Below are 16,255 nucleotides of genomic sequence, written 5' to 3' on the forward strand. Positions count from 1 at the left end.
GACTCCCTGGCCGGATTGTCTCCGTCTGCTACAGGCGAGGGTGGGAGCGGTCAAATCGAGGGTTGTCGGCAAGCTGACACTCTTGGAAATGTCGGAGGGACAGCGCCCCCCTCTGTCCTGCCAGACATCTCCCCCACGAGGGGGGAGATTGGCGGTTCCGGCGCTACGCCCTTCCTTCGACGTTGGAGATTGGCGAAATCGGCAACGAAGCTGATCTCCCCACTCGTGGGGGAGATGGCCGGCAGGCCAGAGGGGGGCGCGAAGGATCGCCAACGTCTGCCCGTGGCGACAGCTCTGCGGCCTCAGCCTCTTCCGTTCACCAAATCCCCAACGATATCGTACTTCCCCGAAATGCGCATCTTGTAGACCTCGTAATTCTCCATCACGCGCTGCACGTAACTTCTTGTTTCGGTGTAGGGAATTCGCTCGATCCAGTCGACGACGGCGTCGATGCCCTTGCCGCGCGGGTCGCCGTACTTGGCTACCCATTGGCTGGCGCGGTTAGGGCCGGCATTGTAGCCGGCGAAGGTCAGCACATAGGAGCCGCCGAAGCGGTCGAGCTGCTCGCCAAGGAAGGCAGCCCCCAGCGTCGCATTGTAACCGGCATCGCTGGTCAGCCGATCCTGGGAAAAGCTCAGTCCTGCCTTCTTCGCCAATTGCTTGGCGGTGCCCGGCATCAGCTGCAGCAGGCCGCGCGCGCCGGCGCTGGAGACGGCGCCGACATTGAATTCGCTTTCCTGGCGGGCGATCGCATAGGCCAGCGCCTTGCCCGAGCCGGATATGTCGGCGGTGTCGGGAATGACGCCCAGCGGATGCGACAGCGCGCCGACATCGATGCCGCGCGCGCCGGCGATCTTGCCGATCTTCAGCGCCATGAAATGATTGCCCTGCTTTTCCGCCAGCACCGCAAGCAGCGCCAGCTCGCCGGGGCTGGTCAACTGCCCGGCGAGGTCGCGGTAAAGCGTCTCGGCATAGCGGTCGTAGCCCGCCTCCTGCAGCCGCTTCATGGCGCTGACGGCTTCGCGGCCGTCAAAGCTTTGGCGGTCGGCAGTGCTTGGCTCGGGATAGACGATGTTCAGCGTGCGCAAGCCAACCCGTTCCGCCGCCAACTGCCCGTAGAAAGTGGTGCCATAGGCTGCCGCCTTGGTGAAATAATCCTTCGCATTGCCGGGACCGCCGACTTCCGCCGCGCGGCCAAGCCAGTAATAGGCGCGTGACAGCGACATCGGTCCCTGCGCGAGATCGGCGATGCGGGCAAAATGGGTCGAGGCCGTCGCAGGATCGTTGAGGCCGCGCAACGCATACCAGCCGGCGTGGAATTCGGCCTCGGCGGCGCTGGCGGGGCTTTCGGCGGCATGCGCGGCAACGATCTTGTAGGCGGTCTTCCAGTCGCCCTGGTCGACCAGTGCGCGCGACAGCACGCGGCGCTCGACCCACCAGGCATCGGGATCGACCAGCGCGTCGCGGCTCGTTGGCGCTTTCATCATCACCGCGGCGGCGTCCGCAAACTTCCGCTGCTTGCGCAGATATTCGGCTTGCGCGAAGAAATAGCCGGCCGATTGCTGCGCGGCAGGCACCGCTTTCAACAGCTTGGCCGCGTTCTTGTCGCCACGCGAGGCGGCGGCCCAGGCATCGGCCAGCGGTTGCCCGCCGGCAAGTGCTGCGACCCGCAGTGCCGAATTCTCCCGGTCGGCATAAAACATCCGTTCCATGCGGAAACGATGGTCGGCAGCCGGAATGATGGCGCCAAACTCCTTGCTGACGGCCGCCTCGTCCCTGGCTTCCAGCTTCTCGGTGCGCCAGAATGGCGACAGCACGGAAAGCGCAGCCTTGGTGTTGCCAAGAGCTACATAAGAACGGGCAAGGATGACCACGCCTTGAAAGGTCAGCGGCTGGCTGCCGTCAAAGGCTTTCACCACGGTCTGCGGCGAGGGGTTTTCGCGATAAAGCGCGCGCTCGCTGTTCTTGCGCAGAGCGATGGTGCCCGGCCAATTCGGCAACATCTTTGCGGTATCGGCAATCTCGCTGCTCGGCACACGGTCGCCGCCATAGAGCGCGATCGCCCAGGCCAGGATATGGCGGTCCAGCGAACTGGCCGGCAATGTTTCGCGCACCGCTCGTGCCGCGGCGATATCGCCGGTCGCCAACGCGTCGAGACTGCCTTTCAACACGGCGATATTGGCGGAGGGCGCATCGGTCTGCGCTCCATCTTGCATGTCAGGCATCGGGATCGATGAGGTCGTCTGCTCGTCGACGCTCTCGTTTGCCGCCGTTCCCACTATCAGCAGGGCAACGGCGCCAAGCAATATGAAGCGGAGTGGCCGACTGGCCGGCATGATCCTGATCTTTCCCTGTTGCGGCACTTTAGATGGCAAGCCCAGGTGCCCGAGAGCCTAGACTTAGGTCGTGAAGAGCTCGTAAACAAAGGGTTATCGAGGCCGTTCGAATTGCGCTTGCTGGCACCATCGGCATGCTTGCCGCGCAACAGTGTCGAGACTATGGTGCGCGGCTTCGCTTTCGGCTAGAAGGCGCCCGATGCATGTCGCCCAAAAGCGGGAACCGGTTTTGGGACGATGACACGCATAAACAAACAAGTTCCAAGGAGTTGGACGACATGCTGAGAGGCTCGCTTACTGCGCTCGTGACGCCGTTCGAAAAGAGCGGACGTTTCGACGAGAAAGCCTTTCGCGCCTTCGTCGAATGGCAACTTGGCGAGGGCACGACGGGCCTCGTCCCGGTCGGCACCACCGGAGAGTCGCCGACGCTGTCGCATGACGAGCATCGCCATGTCGTCAAGGTCTGCATCGATGTGGCCAAGGGCCGCGCTCCGGTCGTCGCCGGCGCCGGCTCCAACAACACCGCTGAAGCGGTCGGTCTGGTGCAGTACGCCGAGCAGGCGGGCGCCGACGCCGCTCTGGTCGTCACGCCTTATTACAACAAGCCAACACAGCGCGGCTTGTACGAGCATTTCGCTGCCGTCGCCAGGGCGACCAAGCTGCCGATCATCATTTACAACATCCCGCCGCGCTCGGTGATCGACATGATGCCGGAGACGATGGGCAGGCTGGCGCACGACTTCAAGAACATCGTCGGCGTCAAGGATGCCACCGGCAAGGTCGAGCGCGTGTCCGAACAGCGCGCCACCTGCGGCAAGGAGTTCATCCAGCTTTCAGGTGAGGATGCCTCTGCCCTCGGCTTCAACGCTCATGGCGGTGTCGGCTGCATCTCGGTGACGTCGAATGTCGCGCCGCGGCTGTGCGCCGAATTCCAGGAAGCCACACTGTCCGGTGACAGCGCCAAGGCGCTGGAATTGCAGGACCGTCTGCTGCCGCTGCACAAGGCCATCTTCCTTGAGCCCGGCCTGTGCGGCGTCAAATACGCGCTGTCGAAGATTGGCAAGGTCGAGAACGTGGTGCGCTCGCCGCTGGTGACCATCGAGGCGTCGACCGCCGAGAAGATCGATGCGGCGATGAAGCACGCCGGCTTGATAAATTGAGGATGAGGCGCCACCTCTCCGCATCATGAACCAGGTCAGAAAAGCCGATCCAAACAACAAAACCGTTGCGGAAAACCGCAAGGCGCGGTTTTCCTATGAGGTGCTCGACACCGTCGAGGCCGGCCTGGTGCTGACCGGCACCGAGGTCAAGTCGCTGCGCCAAGGCCAGGCCAACATCCAGGACAGCTACGCCTCGGTCGAGGGTGGCGAGATCTGGCTGATCAATTCCTATCTGCCGGAATACCTGCAGGCCAACCGCTTCAACCACGAGCCCAGGCGGCGTCGCAAGCTGCTGCTCAACAAGCGCGAGATGGCAAAACTGGCGCAGAGCATCGACCGCGAAGGCATGACGCTGGTGCCGCTGAAAATCTACTTCAACGACCAGGGCCGTGCCAAGCTGCTGCTCGCCGTCGGCCGCGGCAAGAAACTGCACGACAAGCGCGAGAGCGAAAAGCAGCGCGACTGGTCGCGCGAAAAGGGCCGGCTCATGAAGGAACGGGGCTAAGAACCTCGAGCCACAGCCCCAGAAAAGCCACATCGGCTTTCAAGTTTCCAGCGACATACGATGGGGAAAGGCTTGAAGAACCGGATCATTCTCTGGGGTGCGGCCAGTCTGGTCTTCGCCGGCATCGTCGCCGCAGGTGGCATCTTCTATTTCCGGACGTTCTCGCCGGATCGTGACAGCTATCCGGTCAGGGGTATCGACGTTTCCCATCATCAGGGTGAGATCGACTGGCGGCGCGTTGCCGCCGACGATGTCGCCTTCGCGGTCATCAAGGCGACCGAGGGCGGCGACCATGTCGACGATGCCTTCGCCAAAAACCTGCGCGAGGCGCGCGCGGCCGGGCTTGCGGTCGGCGCCTATCACTTCTTCACCTTCTGCCGGCCGGGCGCCGACCAGGCGAAAAATTTCATCGCGGTGGTGCCGCACGACCAGCCGCTGCTGCCACCGGTCGTCGACATCGAATTCGGCGGCAACTGCCCGCAACGCCCGTCGCCGGAGCAGCTGAGCGCGGAACTCCAGGCCTTCCTCGGACCGGTTGAAGCTGCGTTCGGCAAGCCGGCGATCATCTACCTGACCGACGAGGCCGAGGACGCCTATGCCGGGAAAATCGACGTTCGCCCGCTCTGGCGTCGCTCGTTGCTCCTGGAGCCAGGTCGCAACGACTGGATCTACTGGCAGTACCACAATATGGGCCGCGTCGACGGGATCGAGGGCGATGTCGATCTCAACGTCCTGCAGGGTGGGCAGCAAACGCTGGCCGAGCTATTTGCTGCACCCGCATCGCTCTCTTCGCAAAAGCCTCCATCGCCTTGAACGAATCAGCTGGCCTTGAGTTTGGCATCCGCAGTCTTACGCAGGCTTGGGAACAGGCCTGGAAAGAGCCGAAAAAGCCATCCCCGCGGCCATGATCAGTACGGCGGCGAACTGGGCGCCGGTCGGCGTCTCGCCGAGCACCGTCATCGCGATCAGCACGGTTGCGATCGGCACGCATGGCATGAACAGCGATGCCGCCTGCGACCCCAGCTGCCGGACGATATAGGTGTACAGGAACATGGCGGCCGCACCCGCCAAAAACCCTTGAATGACGATCTGGCTGGCAATCTCGGCCACTGATGCCGCGCGGAGGCCGCTTGGGGCAAAGAAATAGAGCAACGGCAGCGGCACGCATGACAGCAGCACCACCGTTGCGGTCGCCGCAACCGGATCGACGCGCCAGCGCCGCACGAGAACGGCATAGGCGGCAAACATCGCGCCGGATCCGACGAACAGAAGATCGCCGAAGAGGACATCCTTCATGCCGCCGCCAGTGCGCACGGGTGCAATGAACAGGATCAGCCCGGCGATGATGGCTGCGACGCCGATGGTTCGCTGGTGCGAGGTTTTCTCCCTCGTGGCGATGCGCGACAGCACGAATGAGAAGAACACGATCGAGGCAGGGCAAAGTGCGGCACCATGCGCTGCCGGCGCATAGGTCAGTCCCCAATTGATGATGATAGGGTAGGGCAGTCCGGCCAGTGCCGCCAGCGTCAAGGCACGCCTCCAGCCCAATGCCTTGCCAGTCGCCCGGCCGTTTCTCCAGACGACCAGCAGCATGACCATGCCGGCGCCGGCAAAGCGCAACGTTGCCAAATCGGTCGCGGTCAGATGTTCCCGCAGGCTGAAGCGGGCGGCGACGAACTGCACGGCGTAGATGCCGATCATGGCCAGGCCAGCAAGGATTGCCGGCTTCGTGTTTCGGTCCTCTGTCACGCGCATTCTTGTCCCGCTCGATCCTGCCAGCGGAAGGGTACTTCCTCCAGACGGCTTTCGTTGAAAACGGAGCCTATTGTCGAAAATGGTGCGTCAAAATATGCTGTTTTCGCAATGTGGAAGTGAAAGTCACGCGATATGGGCGCTGCAAACGTGAATCATGAATCCGATCAGCTCGACGCCATCGATCGCAGCCTGCTTCGGTTGCTGCAGGAGGACGGGCGTCGCACGACGCTTGACCTAGCAGCCCGTGTCGGCCTGTCGCCGACCGGCACCAGCCAGCGCGTGAAGCGCCTTTTCCGTGAGGGTTTCATCACCGCGGTCCGGGCCGTGCTCAATCCGCAAAAGATCGGCCGCGGCACGCTCGTCTTCATCGAAGTCAGGCTCGACCAGGCGGCGCCGCATGTGTTCGACCGTTTCGCCGAAGCGGTAGCAAAGGCCCCCGAAGTGCTGGAGTGCCATATGGTCGTGGGCGGCTTCGACTATCTGGTGAAAGCGCGCATTTCGGAAATGGCCGCCTATCAGGATTTTTTGAAGCGCGTGATCCTGCCGCTGCCGGGTGTCAGGGAAACGCACACCTATGCGTCGATATCGGACGTGAAGCCGGACGCGCTGCTGCCGGTGTGAGGGCCGGACCAACGCAAGCGGTTGCCACGCCTCCGCTTCAAGCGGCCTGGGAAACCTCCGGCGCCAGCGTCACATTCGCATCGCCCCAGACCTTCAGCACGGTGATCACGGGCTCCAGGCTTCGGCCACGAGGCGTCGGGCTGTACTCGACCTTCGGCGGCATCTGCGCATAGACCTTGCGGGCGATGAGCCCAGTCTGGCTCGCTCGGCTATGCGCAGGCGGCAGCACTGCCGACGACGGCGATCACCGCCTTTGAGGCGCTGTTCGACCGCCTCAATGTGAAGAAGCTAGTCATCGGCGCCGCGAACACCATCCTGATCGTCGGCGGCGCCGGCGGCGTCGGGTCGATCGCGGTCCAACTCGCGCGCCAGCTGACCGATCTGACGATGATCGCCACCGCATCGCGGCCCGAAACCCGCGACTGGGTCGCAAGAGCGTTTCGGTCCACTGGGAGCCGATGTTCACCCGCTCGCTGTATGAAACGCCCGATATGGCCGCGCAGGGCGAACATCTCAACGAACTGGCGCGCCTTGTCGACGCCGGCACCATCCGCACCACGCTGGGCGAGACGTTCGGCCCAATCAATGCCGCCAATCTGAAGCGCGCCCATGCGCTGATCGAGACCGGCAAGGCCAAGGGCAAGATCGTGCTCGAGGGATTTTGAGAGGCAGCGTCTAGTTCCGCAGGAACGACGCGATCTCGCTGAATACCTTGACGAACATCGCTTCGGTCAGCACCCCAGTGTTGGTGTTGTAGCGCGAGCAGTGATAGCTGGAAAACAGCGTGACGCCGCCGGCCGGCAACTGACCGCCGTGCTTGAACGGATAGGCGGCGACGCGCTGGCCCAGCGCCCTGACGGTCGACTGGTGGGCGATGGAGCCCAGCGCCAGCAGGGCGCGCAGTTTGGGAAAGCGTGCAATCGTCGGCACCAGAAAACTGCGGCAAGTGGCGATCTCGGCGCCGACCGGCTTGTTTTCAGGCGGCACGCAGCGCACCGCATTGGTGATCGCGGTGCCGATCAGTTCGAGCCCGTCATCCGGCCGCGCCTTGAACTCGCCGCGGGCAAGACCGTGAGCGATCATCGTTGAGTAGAGCAGGTCGCCGGCATAGTCGCCGGTGAACGGTCGCCCGGTGCGGTTGGCGCCGCGCAGGCCGGGCGCCAGCCCGACGATCAGCAGCTCGACGGCGTCCTCGCCATCAGGCGGCAGGAAAGTCGGCACCGGCGCATTGAACCACGACGGCTCGCGCTGCCGCCAGTCTGCGATGAAATCATGCAGGCGCGGGCAGAGCGGGCAGTCGCGGTCGGGTTCGGGAGCGGCGTCCAAGGCCGCCGCCGTCAATAGTCTTCCTCTTCGACTTCGGCCGGCTCGGGCCTGCGCACCGGCCGTTCGGAGGGATCGCGGCCGACCTCGTTCTTCAGCGAAGTCAAATCGATGAAATGGTCGGCCTGGCGGCGCAGATCGTCCGAGATCATCGGTGGTTGCGAGGCCATGGTGGAGACGATCGAGACCTTGCGGCCGCGCCGCTGCAGCGCTTCGACCAGTGTGCGGAAGTCGCCGTCGCCGGAGAAGATGACATAGTGATCGACAACATCGGCAAGTTCGAGCGCATCGACGGTCAGTTCGATGTCCATATTGCCCTTGATCTTGCGGCGGCCGGTCGAGTCGGTGAATTCCTTGGCCGGCTTGGTCACCACCTTGAAGCCATTGTAGTCGAGCCAGTCGATCAAAGGGCGGATCGAAGAGTATTCCTGATCCTCGACCAGAGCGGTGTAGTAATAGGCGCGCAGCAAATAGCCGCGCTTCTGGAAGCTGGACAGCAGTTTGCGGTAGTCTATGTCGAAGCCGAGTGCGCGCGAGGTGGCGTAGAGATTGGCGCCGTCTATGAAAAGAGCGATTTTTTCACGGGGGTCGAACATGGCAATATTCCTTTTTCGAAATAGGTGGCGGACTAATCGAAATGGGTCGTTATATCGGTCGGCTCGTAAATAAACCGGCTGACCTTTCGTCAACCGAGATAGCGCCAGTTTTACGGCAATCCAAGGGTGCCGGGGCGCACTGCAAGCAATTGTGATCGGAGCCGTGTCGTCGCCGGTAGGCGGGCTTTGCCGGCAAGGCATTCAGCGGCGCCAGAAGCTGGCATTCGCCAGCCCATGGGGCCACAGAGCCATAATGCTTGTATTTTGGCGGCGTTCGGGTTATGGACCGCGCCTGTTTTCCATCAAATCCAGGCATGAAAGGGGCAATCAATGGCCCGCGTAACCGTTGAAGACTGCATCGACAAGGTCGACAACCGCTTCGAGCTCGTGCTGCTTGCCGGCCATCGCGCCCGCCAGATCAGCCAGGGCGCGCCGATCACCGTGCCGCGCGACAACGACAAGAACCCGGTCGTGGCGCTGCGCGAGATCGCCGACGAGACGCTGTCGCCCGACGACCTCAAGGAAGATCTGATCCACTCGCTGCAGAAGCATGTCGAGGTTGACGAGCCCGAGGCCGACGGCGAGGCGATCGCCGACCAGACCGGCAACGCAGTTGCAGCTACCGACGCCGACGACGCGGAAGAAAACGTCACCTTCGATCGCATGACCGAGGAAGACCTTTTGGCCGGCATCGAGGGCCTGGTTCCCCCGGAAAAGAGCGACGACTACTAATCGCTGCCCTGGACCTGCCGGGAATATGGTTCCGGCACTTCCGTCCCGTGAGTTTCGTGGCTATCTATGAGATGCGCCGTACATCAGTGCGGCGCATCAATCATTTCAGCACCGTGAGAACCCGCCCATGATGCGTCAGTATGAGCTTGTCGAGCGCGTTGCGCGCTACAAGCCTGACGTCAACGAGGCGCTGCTCAACAAGGCCTATGTCTACGCCATGCAGAAGCATGGCCACCAGAAGCGCGCTTCCGGCGATCCCTATTTCTCGCATCCGCTCGAAGTCGCCGCCATCCTCACCGAAATGCACATGGATGAGGCGACGATCGCTGTCGCCTTGCTGCACGACACGATCGAGGACACCACCGCGACGAGGGCCGAGATCGACGATCTGTTCGGCCCCGAAATGGGCAAGCTGGTCGAAGGCCTGACCAAGCTGAAGAAGCTCGATCTCGTCTCCAAGAAGGCCGAGCAGGCGGAAAACCTGCGCAAGCTGTTGCTGGCCATCTCGGAGGATGTCCGCGTTCTGCTGGTCAAGCTCGCCGACCGTTTGCACAACATGCGCACCCTCGACCACATGCCCGAGGCCAAGCGCCTGCGCATCGCCGAGGAGACGATGGACATCTACGCGCCGCTGGCCGGGCGCATGGGCATGCAAGGCATGCGTGAGGAGCTGGAAGAGATCGCCTTCCGCTTCATCAATCCGGAAGCCTACCGCGCCGTCACCGCGCGGCTTGCCGAGATATTCGAGCGCAACAAGGGTGTGCTGACCGACATCGAAAAGGCGCTGTCGACGCTGTTCGAGAAGCATGCCATCAATGCCGGGGTGAAGAGCCGGCAGAAGAAGCCGTGGTCGGTGTTCCGCAAGATGGAGGCCAAGGCGCTGTCCTTCGAGCAGCTCTCGGACATCTTCGGCTTCCGCGTCGTCGTCGACAGCGTCGAAGACTGTTACCGCGCGCTCGGCGCCATTCACACCACATGGTCGATGGTACCTGGCCGCTTCAAGGATTACATCTCGACGCCCAAGCAGAACGACTACCGTTCGATCCACACCACCATTGTCGGCCCATCGCGCCAGCGCGTCGAACTGCAGATCCGTACCCGCGAGATGAACAAGATCGCCGAATATGGCGTCGCCGCCCATTCGATCTACAAGGACACCGGCGGCAAGACGAACGGCGCCGCCCATGCGATCTCGAAGGAGACCAACGCCTATGCCTGGCTGCGGCGCACCATCGAGCAACTGGCAGAAGGCGACAACCCGGAAGACTTCCTCGAAAATACCAAGCTGGAGCTGTTCCAGGACCAGGTGTTCTGCTTCACGCCGAAAGGCATGCTGATCGCTCTGCCGCGCGGCGCCACCCCCATCGACTTCGCCTATGCCGTGCACACCGATGTCGGCGACACCTGCGTCGGCGCCAAGGTCAACGGTCGCATCATGCCGCTGATGACGGAACTCAAGAACGGCGACGAGGTCGAGATCATCCGCTCCAAGGCGCAGGTGCCGCCGGCGGCGTGGGAATCGGTGGTGGTCACCGGCAAGGCGCGCTCAGCCATCCGCCGCGCCACCAAGAACGCCATTCGCAAGCAATATTCAGGTCTTGGTGCCCGCATTCTCGAGCGCGCCTTCGAGCGCGCCGGCAAGACCTTCACCAAGGAAAGCCTGAAGCCGGTGCTGCACCGGCTGGCGCGCAAGGACATCGAAGATGTGCTGGCCTCGGTCGGGCGCGGCGAACTTGCCTCGACTGACGTCATGAAGGCGGTCTTCCCAGACTACAAGGACGAGCGCGTCACCGTCAGCGCCCCCAAGCAGCGCGAGGAGGGCTGGTCGAAGATCCGCAACGCCGCCGGCATGCTGTTCCAGATGCCCGGCACCCGAGCCGCGCGCAAGGACAAGGACCAGCCGCGCGATGGCGCGGTGCCGATCCGCGGCGTGCGCGGCGACCTGCCGGTGCGTTTCGCGCCGGAAGGGGCCGTGCCTGGCGACCGCATCGTCGGCATCGTCCAGCCGGGCACCGGCATCACCATCTATCCCATCCAGTCGCCGGCGCTGCAGGCCTTCGACGACCAGCCGGAGCGCTGGATCGACGTGCGCTGGGACATTGACGAGCAGACCAAGGAGCGCTTTCCGGCGCGCGTCTCGGTCACCGCCATCAACGCGCCGGGCTCGCTCGCCGACATCGCCCAGGTCGTTGCCTCCAACGACGCCAACATTCATACGCTGTCGATGGTGCGCACCGCGCCCGACTTCACCGAAATGCTGATCGATCTCGAAGTCTGGGATCTGAAGCACCTCAACCGGCTGCTGTCGCAGCTCAAGGATAATTCGAGCGTCAGCGATGCGCGGCGTGTGAATGGGTGAATAGTGAATAGTGAATAGTGAATAGTGAATAGTGAAAGAAGGCGTTCTCACTACCATTCACCATTCACCATTCACCATTCACCATGGACATGGGGCGAGTTATGAATACCGATGAAGTTCTGGGCATTTTCCGCGAGGCAGGCGCTGTTCTGGAGGGACATTTCATCCTGACGTCGGGTCTGCGCAGCCCGGTCTTCCTGCAGAAGGCGCGCGTCTTCATGCACGCCGACAAGACCGAGCGGCTTTGCAAGGCGCTGGCCGAAAAGATCCGCAAGGCGGTGCCGGGCAAGATCGACTACGTCGTCGGCCCGGCGATCGGCGGCCTGATCCCGGCCTATGAGACGTCGCGCCATCTCGGTGTGCCAGCAATCTGGGTGGAGCGCGAAGGCGGCGAGTTCAGGCTGCGCCGCTTCGAGATCGCGCCGGGATCGCGCGTCGTCATCGTCGAGGACATCGTCACCACCGGCCTGTCGATTCGCGAAACCATCGACTGCCTGCGCGCGATTGGCGCCGAGGTCGTGGCGGCGGCCTGTATCATCGACCGCTCGGCCGGCAAGACCAATGTCGGCGTGCCGCTGATCGCGCTTGCCGAATATGAGGTGCCGGCCTATCCCGCCGACCGCCTGCCGCCCGAACTTGCCGCCATCCCGGCGATCAAGCCGGGTAGCCGCAACATTTAGGGGACATCACGATGATCGCCGGCATCGATCATTTCGTGCTGACGGTCCGCTCGGTGGAGGACAGCTGCGCCTTCTACCAGCGGGTGCTTGGCCTGAAGCGTCACGACGAGCCGAACCGGCCGACGGCGTTGCTGTTCGGATCGCAGAAGATCAACCTGCATCAGGCAACGCACACTTTTGAACCGAAAGCCAAGACGCCGATGCCTGGGTCCGGCGATTTCTGCCTGATCGCCGCAAGGCCGCTTGCCGAGATTTGCGCCAGTCTCGAAGCCAATGGCGTTGCCATCGAAGTCGGTCCGGTCGAGCGCACCGGCGCCCGCGGCACGATGATGTCGGTCTATTTCCGCGATCCGGACAGCAATTTGGTCGAAGTCAGCGAATATCGGGAATAGTCTATCCGCCTCGGCGTCGTCTCGCGCGGGCCTTGCCGTCGTCGGGGAGCTTTCATCGATATTGTCCTCAGTTTCGCCCCAATGGCGCTCTTGTTACCCGCCTGCGGCAGACCATCGTTACCCGCCTGCGGCAGACCATCGCGGCGGCGTTTCATTGTTCCGCCGCAAGGCAGTCGCTATATCAAAGTCGTTGTTGCCTTTCTGCGCCCTCGAAGCGCAAGATGGAGCGACCGCGCCCGGCCAGGGATGGTTGCAATTTGGGCGTGATGAACCGGGAACTGGAACAGAGTGCTTTTTCGACGCCGAAAGCCTGATGGCATTCTGGAGCGGGTGCGTACCTATCTGTGGCCGCGCCGCTCGTTTTCGCGCTCGTTGCAATATTTCTCCAAGCGCATCCTGCGGCTGAAGGCGACACCGCATGCGGTCGCGGCCGGCGTCGCGGCCGGCGTTTTCGCCTCCTTCTTTCCGCTCGGCTTCCATTTCGCCGTCGCCGCCGTGCTCTGCTGGGTGGTCGCCGGCAATCTGGTGGCCGCCGCCCTCGGCGCGGTATTCTTCGGCAATCCGCTGACTTTCCCGCTGCTGTGGGGAGCGTCCTGGGAAGTCGGCAAGCTGATCCTGCATGAGCGCCTGCCCAAGAACGGACCGCCTGCGCATCTTGGTGAGATGATGCACACGCTGTCGTTTGCAAAGCTGTGGCACCCGGTGCTCGAGCCGATGCTGATCGGCGCTGTGCCGCTCGGCCTGATCTTCGGGCTGATCTTCTACGGCATTACCCGCTGGGGGATGACAGCCTTTCGCGAGCAGCGCAGGAAGCGCATGGCAGAGCGGGCGCATAAGGCCGGGCACCGCGGACGGGAAGTTCCGGCGGAATGATCATCGGCATCGGCAGCGACCTGATCGACATCAGACGCATCGAAAAGTCGCTGGAACGGCATGGTCAGCGCTTCATCCAGCGCATCTACACCGAGGTCGAACAGGTCCGCTCCGAAGGCCGCAAGGGCCGCGCCGCCTCCTATGCCAAGCGCTTCGCCGCCAAGGAGGCCTGCGCCAAGGCGCTTGGCACCGGCCTGGCGCAGGGCGTGTTCTGGCGCGACATGGGGGTCGCCAACCTGCCCAGCGGCGCGCCGACCATGGCGCTGACCGGGGGAGCGGCGGCACGGCTGGCCAAAATCCTGCCACAGGGGCACAGAGCGGCGATCCACCTCACAATCACCGATGATTTCCCGCTTGCTCAAGCCTTTGTGATCATCGAGGCGTTGCCCGCCGAACAAGCGCCACATTGATTGCATCAGACGACCGCTATCTAACGCCGACTTGACGTTGCCCAGCGCGCGCCGAGACTCTATACCATCCAACGCACAATCGAGGACGACATGAGCGTGGCTGAAAAATCCGAGAAGAAATCCGGCGGGCTTGGCGAAATCGTCAGCGTCATCATCCAGGCTTTGCTGCTGGCCATGGTCATCCGCACCTTGCTGTTCCAGCCCTTCTCGATCCCGTCCGGCTCTATGCGGCCGACCTTGCTCGAAGGCGACTATCTGTTCGTCACCAAATGGTCCTATGGCTTCTCGCGTTATTCGCTGCCATTCGGCCCCGACATCTTTTCCGGCCGCATCTGGGGTTCCGATCCGAAGCGCGGCGACGTGGTGGTCTTCAAGTTCCCGCCGGATCCGTCGCTCGACTACATCAAGCGCGTCGTCGGCCTGCCCGGCGACAAGATCCAGATGAAGGACGGCCAATTGTTCATCAACGGCCAGGGCGTGCCTCGTGTGAAAACCGGCCAGATCCAAAATCCTGATATCACGGAAGTGCCTGAGCCGGTCGACGTCTATCGCGAGACCCTGCCCAACGGCGTCAGCTACGACACGCTCGACCTGACACCGAATTCGATCACCGACAACACCCGCGAGTTCGTCGTGCCCCCCGGCAACTATTTCATGATGGGCGACAACCGCGACAACTCCTCCGACAGCCGCCTCAGCGTCGGCTACGTGCCGGCGGAGAACCTTGTCGGCCGCGCCAACATTGTCTTCTTCTCGATCGCCGGGAAGGCGAGCCCGCTCGAGATCTGGAAATGGCCGTCGCTGGTGCGCCTGTCGCGCCTGTTCCATTTCGTGAATTGATGGCTTTGAAGCGCCCGACGGGTGAAACTCTGGCCGATTTGGTGACAGCCAAAACCGGCCATTCCTTCCGGGATGTCCGTTTGCTCGAGACCGCGCTGACCCATTCCAGTGCGGTCAAGGCAAGCAGCAACAACCAGCGCCTCGAATTCCTTGGCGACCGCGTGCTCGGCCTGATCGTTGCCGACCTGCTTTTCGAAAAGTTTCCTGAAGCGCCGGAAGGTGAAATCGCCCCGCGCTTCAATGCCCTGGTCGATGCGCGGACATGCTCCGAGATCGGCATTGAAATGCAGCTCGAAGATCTGGTTCGGGCCGACGCTGCCTTGAAGGCGCGCTCGCGTGGCTCGGGCGGAAACTATCTGGCGGATGCGGTCGAGGCGCTGATCGCGGCGGTCTATATCGACGGCGGCCTCGATGCCGCAAGGCAATTCGTCCTGCGCTACTGGGAGCCGCGCTCGCAAAAGGTGGTGGCCAAGCCGCCCAATCCGAAATCCGACCTGCAGGAATGGCTCGCCAAGACCAGCGATGTCAGGCCCGAATACGCGATCGAGAAACGCGAGGGACCTGAACATCAACCGGTTTTCACGGTGTCCGTGAAGGTCGGCGGGTTTGCGCCGGCAAGCGGCACGGGCGGCTCTCGCCGCGCAGCCGAAGAAGCGGCGGCATCGGCGTTTCTTATGCGCGAGGGCATCTGGGCCAACCAAGGGAGTGCGGCATGACCGGCAGCGAAGATCTCCCTCCGGCAGCGGAGGCCACGCATTCCGGCTTCGTTGCCCTGATTGGGGCGCCCAATGCCGGCAAGTCGACGCTGGTCAACCAACTGGTCGGCGCCAAGGTGTCGATCGTCACCCACAAGGTGCAGACCACCCGCGCCATCGTGCGCGGCATCGCCACGCATGACAACGCGCAGATCGTCTTTGTCGATACGCCCGGCATCTTCAAGCCGAAGCGCCGGCTCGACACCGCGATGGTGACCACCGCCTGGGGTGGCGCCAAGGACGCCGATATCGTGCTGCTGCTGATCGATGCCGAGCGCGGCATCAGGGGTGACGCCGACGCCATCCTCGAGCGGCTGAAGGACGTCCGCCAGCCGATGGTGCTGATCCTCAACAAGGTCGACCGGGTCAAGCACGAGGCGCTGCTGGCCCTGGCTGCGGCAGCAAACGAAAAGGTGCCGTTCAAGCGCACCTTCATGGTCTCGGCGCTGACCGGCTCCGGCTGCAAGGATTTGCTCGACTATCTCGCGCAAGCTCTGCCGGTCGGCCCCTGGTACTATCCGGAAGACCAGATCTCGGACCTGCCGATGCGCCAGCTGGCCGCCGAGATCACCCGCGAGAAGCTGTATCTGCGGCTGCATCAGGAGTTGCCCTATTCCTCGCATATCGAGACCGAGAAATGGGAAGAGAAACCGGACGGCTCGGTGCGCATCGACCAGACCATCTATGTCGAGCGCGACAGCCAGAAGAAGATCGTGCTCGGCCACAAGGGCGAGACGATCCGTGCCATCGGCCAGTCGGCGCGCATGGAAATAGCTGGCATTCTCGAGCAGAAAGTGCACCTGTTCTTGTTCGTGAAAGTGCGTGAAAACTGGGGCGACGACCCCGAGCGCTACCGCGAGATGGGGCTTGAGTTTCCCCATTGAGCTTCATCGTCTGGAAATGCCGCCCGGCAGTTTG

Annotated in this window: 17 protein-coding genes and 2 pseudogenes; 14 read left to right on the forward strand and 5 right to left on the reverse strand. The window is 63.0% G+C overall.

Annotated elements, in window-relative coordinates; all coding sequences use genetic code 11:
• Positions 1 to 302 precede the first annotated feature (302 nt).
• Positions 303 to 2,336: a lytic transglycosylase domain-containing protein gene (locus tag NLY36_RS26340; protein ID WP_023735516.1), complete on the reverse strand. Its 2,034-nt coding sequence runs from the start codon at positions 2,334 to 2,336 to the stop codon at positions 303 to 305.
• A 278-nt stretch (positions 2,337 to 2,614) separates the two neighbouring features.
• Between NLY36_RS26340 and dapA the strand changes: the two genes are divergently transcribed.
• From dapA to NLY36_RS26355, 3 genes are all read left to right on the forward strand, one after another.
• Positions 2,615 to 3,496, forward strand: coding sequence for a 4-hydroxy-tetrahydrodipicolinate synthase (gene dapA, locus NLY36_RS26345; protein WP_023727558.1), 882 nt, complete (start codon positions 2,615 to 2,617; stop codon positions 3,494 to 3,496).
• A gap of 25 nt (positions 3,497 to 3,521) precedes the next feature.
• On the forward strand, positions 3,522 to 4,001 hold the full coding sequence (smpB, locus tag NLY36_RS26350; RefSeq protein ID WP_023687280.1) for an SsrA-binding protein SmpB: 480 nt from the start codon (positions 3,522 to 3,524) through the stop codon (positions 3,999 to 4,001).
• A gap of 72 nt (positions 4,002 to 4,073) precedes the next feature.
• The gene (locus tag NLY36_RS26355; protein WP_023716220.1) at positions 4,074 to 4,814 is read left to right on the forward strand and encodes a glycoside hydrolase family 25 protein; all 741 of its coding nucleotides are present in this window, start codon (positions 4,074 to 4,076) and stop codon (positions 4,812 to 4,814) included.
• Positions 4,815 to 4,850: 36 nt separating this feature from the next.
• On the opposite strand, the gene NLY36_RS26360 is transcribed toward NLY36_RS26355, so the two are convergent.
• Entirely contained in the window at positions 4,851 to 5,750 is a 900-nt protein-coding gene (locus NLY36_RS26360) for a DMT family transporter (RefSeq protein WP_245260212.1), read from the reverse strand.
• Between the two features lie 138 nt (positions 5,751 to 5,888).
• Here NLY36_RS26360 and NLY36_RS26365 point away from each other — a divergent pair, with 138 nt between their 5' ends.
• The gene (locus NLY36_RS26365) at positions 5,889 to 6,377 is read left to right on the forward strand and encodes an Lrp/AsnC family transcriptional regulator (protein WP_050587694.1); all 489 of its coding nucleotides are present in this window, start codon (positions 5,889 to 5,891) and stop codon (positions 6,375 to 6,377) included.
• Between the two features lie 37 nt (positions 6,378 to 6,414).
• On the opposite strand, the pseudogene NLY36_RS26370 reads toward NLY36_RS26365, so the two are convergent.
• Positions 6,415 to 6,570, reverse strand: a pseudogene (locus tag NLY36_RS26370) (winged helix-turn-helix transcriptional regulator); the annotation flags it as partial.
• A gap of 8 nt (positions 6,571 to 6,578) precedes the next feature.
• Here NLY36_RS26370 and NLY36_RS26375 point away from each other — a divergent pair.
• Positions 6,579 to 7,042: pseudogene (locus NLY36_RS26375) on the forward strand (zinc-binding dehydrogenase); the annotation flags it as partial.
• 10 nt (positions 7,043 to 7,052) lie between these two features.
• On the opposite strand, the gene NLY36_RS26380 reads toward NLY36_RS26375, so the two are convergent.
• Both NLY36_RS26380 and NLY36_RS26385 read right to left on the reverse strand, forming a co-directional pair.
• A complete protein-coding gene (locus NLY36_RS26380; protein ID WP_023731417.1) occupies positions 7,053 to 7,718 on the reverse strand; it encodes a uracil-DNA glycosylase in 666 nt (221 codons plus the stop codon).
• On the reverse strand, positions 7,715 to 8,296 hold the full coding sequence (locus NLY36_RS26385; protein WP_023670234.1) for a LabA-like NYN domain-containing protein: 582 nt from the start codon (positions 8,294 to 8,296) through the stop codon (positions 7,715 to 7,717). The genes NLY36_RS26380 and NLY36_RS26385 overlap by 4 nt, the downstream gene beginning before the upstream one ends.
• Positions 8,297 to 8,626: 330 nt before the next feature.
• Here NLY36_RS26385 and rpoZ point away from each other — a divergent pair, with 330 nt between their 5' ends.
• From rpoZ to era, 9 genes are all read left to right on the forward strand, one after another.
• Positions 8,627 to 9,028, forward strand: a complete 402-nt coding sequence (rpoZ, locus tag NLY36_RS26390; protein ID WP_023670235.1) for a DNA-directed RNA polymerase subunit omega — start codon at positions 8,627 to 8,629, stop codon at positions 9,026 to 9,028.
• Positions 9,029 to 9,155: 127 nt separating this feature from the next.
• Positions 9,156 to 11,387, forward strand: coding sequence for a RelA/SpoT family protein (locus tag NLY36_RS26395; RefSeq protein WP_023735515.1), 2,232 nt, complete (start codon positions 9,156 to 9,158; stop codon positions 11,385 to 11,387).
• A 101-nt stretch (positions 11,388 to 11,488) separates the two neighbouring features.
• Entirely contained in the window at positions 11,489 to 12,067 is a 579-nt protein-coding gene (pyrE, locus tag NLY36_RS26400) for an orotate phosphoribosyltransferase (protein WP_023731418.1), read from the forward strand.
• Between the two features lie 11 nt (positions 12,068 to 12,078).
• The gene (locus NLY36_RS26405) at positions 12,079 to 12,459 is read left to right on the forward strand and encodes a VOC family protein (RefSeq protein WP_023684494.1); all 381 of its coding nucleotides are present in this window, start codon (positions 12,079 to 12,081) and stop codon (positions 12,457 to 12,459) included.
• A 288-nt stretch (positions 12,460 to 12,747) separates the two neighbouring features.
• Positions 12,748 to 13,332, forward strand: a complete 585-nt coding sequence (locus NLY36_RS26410; protein ID WP_023670239.1) for a DUF2062 domain-containing protein — start codon at positions 12,748 to 12,750, stop codon at positions 13,330 to 13,332.
• Entirely contained in the window at positions 13,329 to 13,742 is a 414-nt protein-coding gene (acpS, locus tag NLY36_RS26415) for a holo-ACP synthase (protein WP_023670240.1), read from the forward strand. The genes NLY36_RS26410 and acpS overlap by 4 nt, the downstream gene beginning before the upstream one ends.
• Positions 13,743 to 13,832: 90 nt before the next feature.
• Positions 13,833 to 14,582, forward strand: a complete 750-nt coding sequence (gene lepB / locus NLY36_RS26420; protein ID WP_023670241.1) for a signal peptidase I — start codon at positions 13,833 to 13,835, stop codon at positions 14,580 to 14,582.
• Positions 14,582 to 15,298: a ribonuclease III gene (gene rnc, locus NLY36_RS26425; RefSeq protein ID WP_023670242.1), complete on the forward strand. Its 717-nt coding sequence runs from the start codon at positions 14,582 to 14,584 to the stop codon at positions 15,296 to 15,298. The genes lepB and rnc overlap by 1 nt, the downstream gene beginning before the upstream one ends.
• Entirely contained in the window at positions 15,295 to 16,221 is a 927-nt protein-coding gene (gene era / locus NLY36_RS26430) for a GTPase Era (protein WP_023670243.1), read from the forward strand. Before rnc ends, era begins: the two co-directional genes overlap by 4 nt.
• The last annotated feature ends 34 nt before the right edge of the window (positions 16,222 to 16,255 follow it).

The sequence above is a fragment of the Mesorhizobium sp. C399B genome (genome assembly GCF_030323185.1).
Classification (GTDB): domain Bacteria; phylum Pseudomonadota; class Alphaproteobacteria; order Rhizobiales; family Rhizobiaceae; genus Mesorhizobium.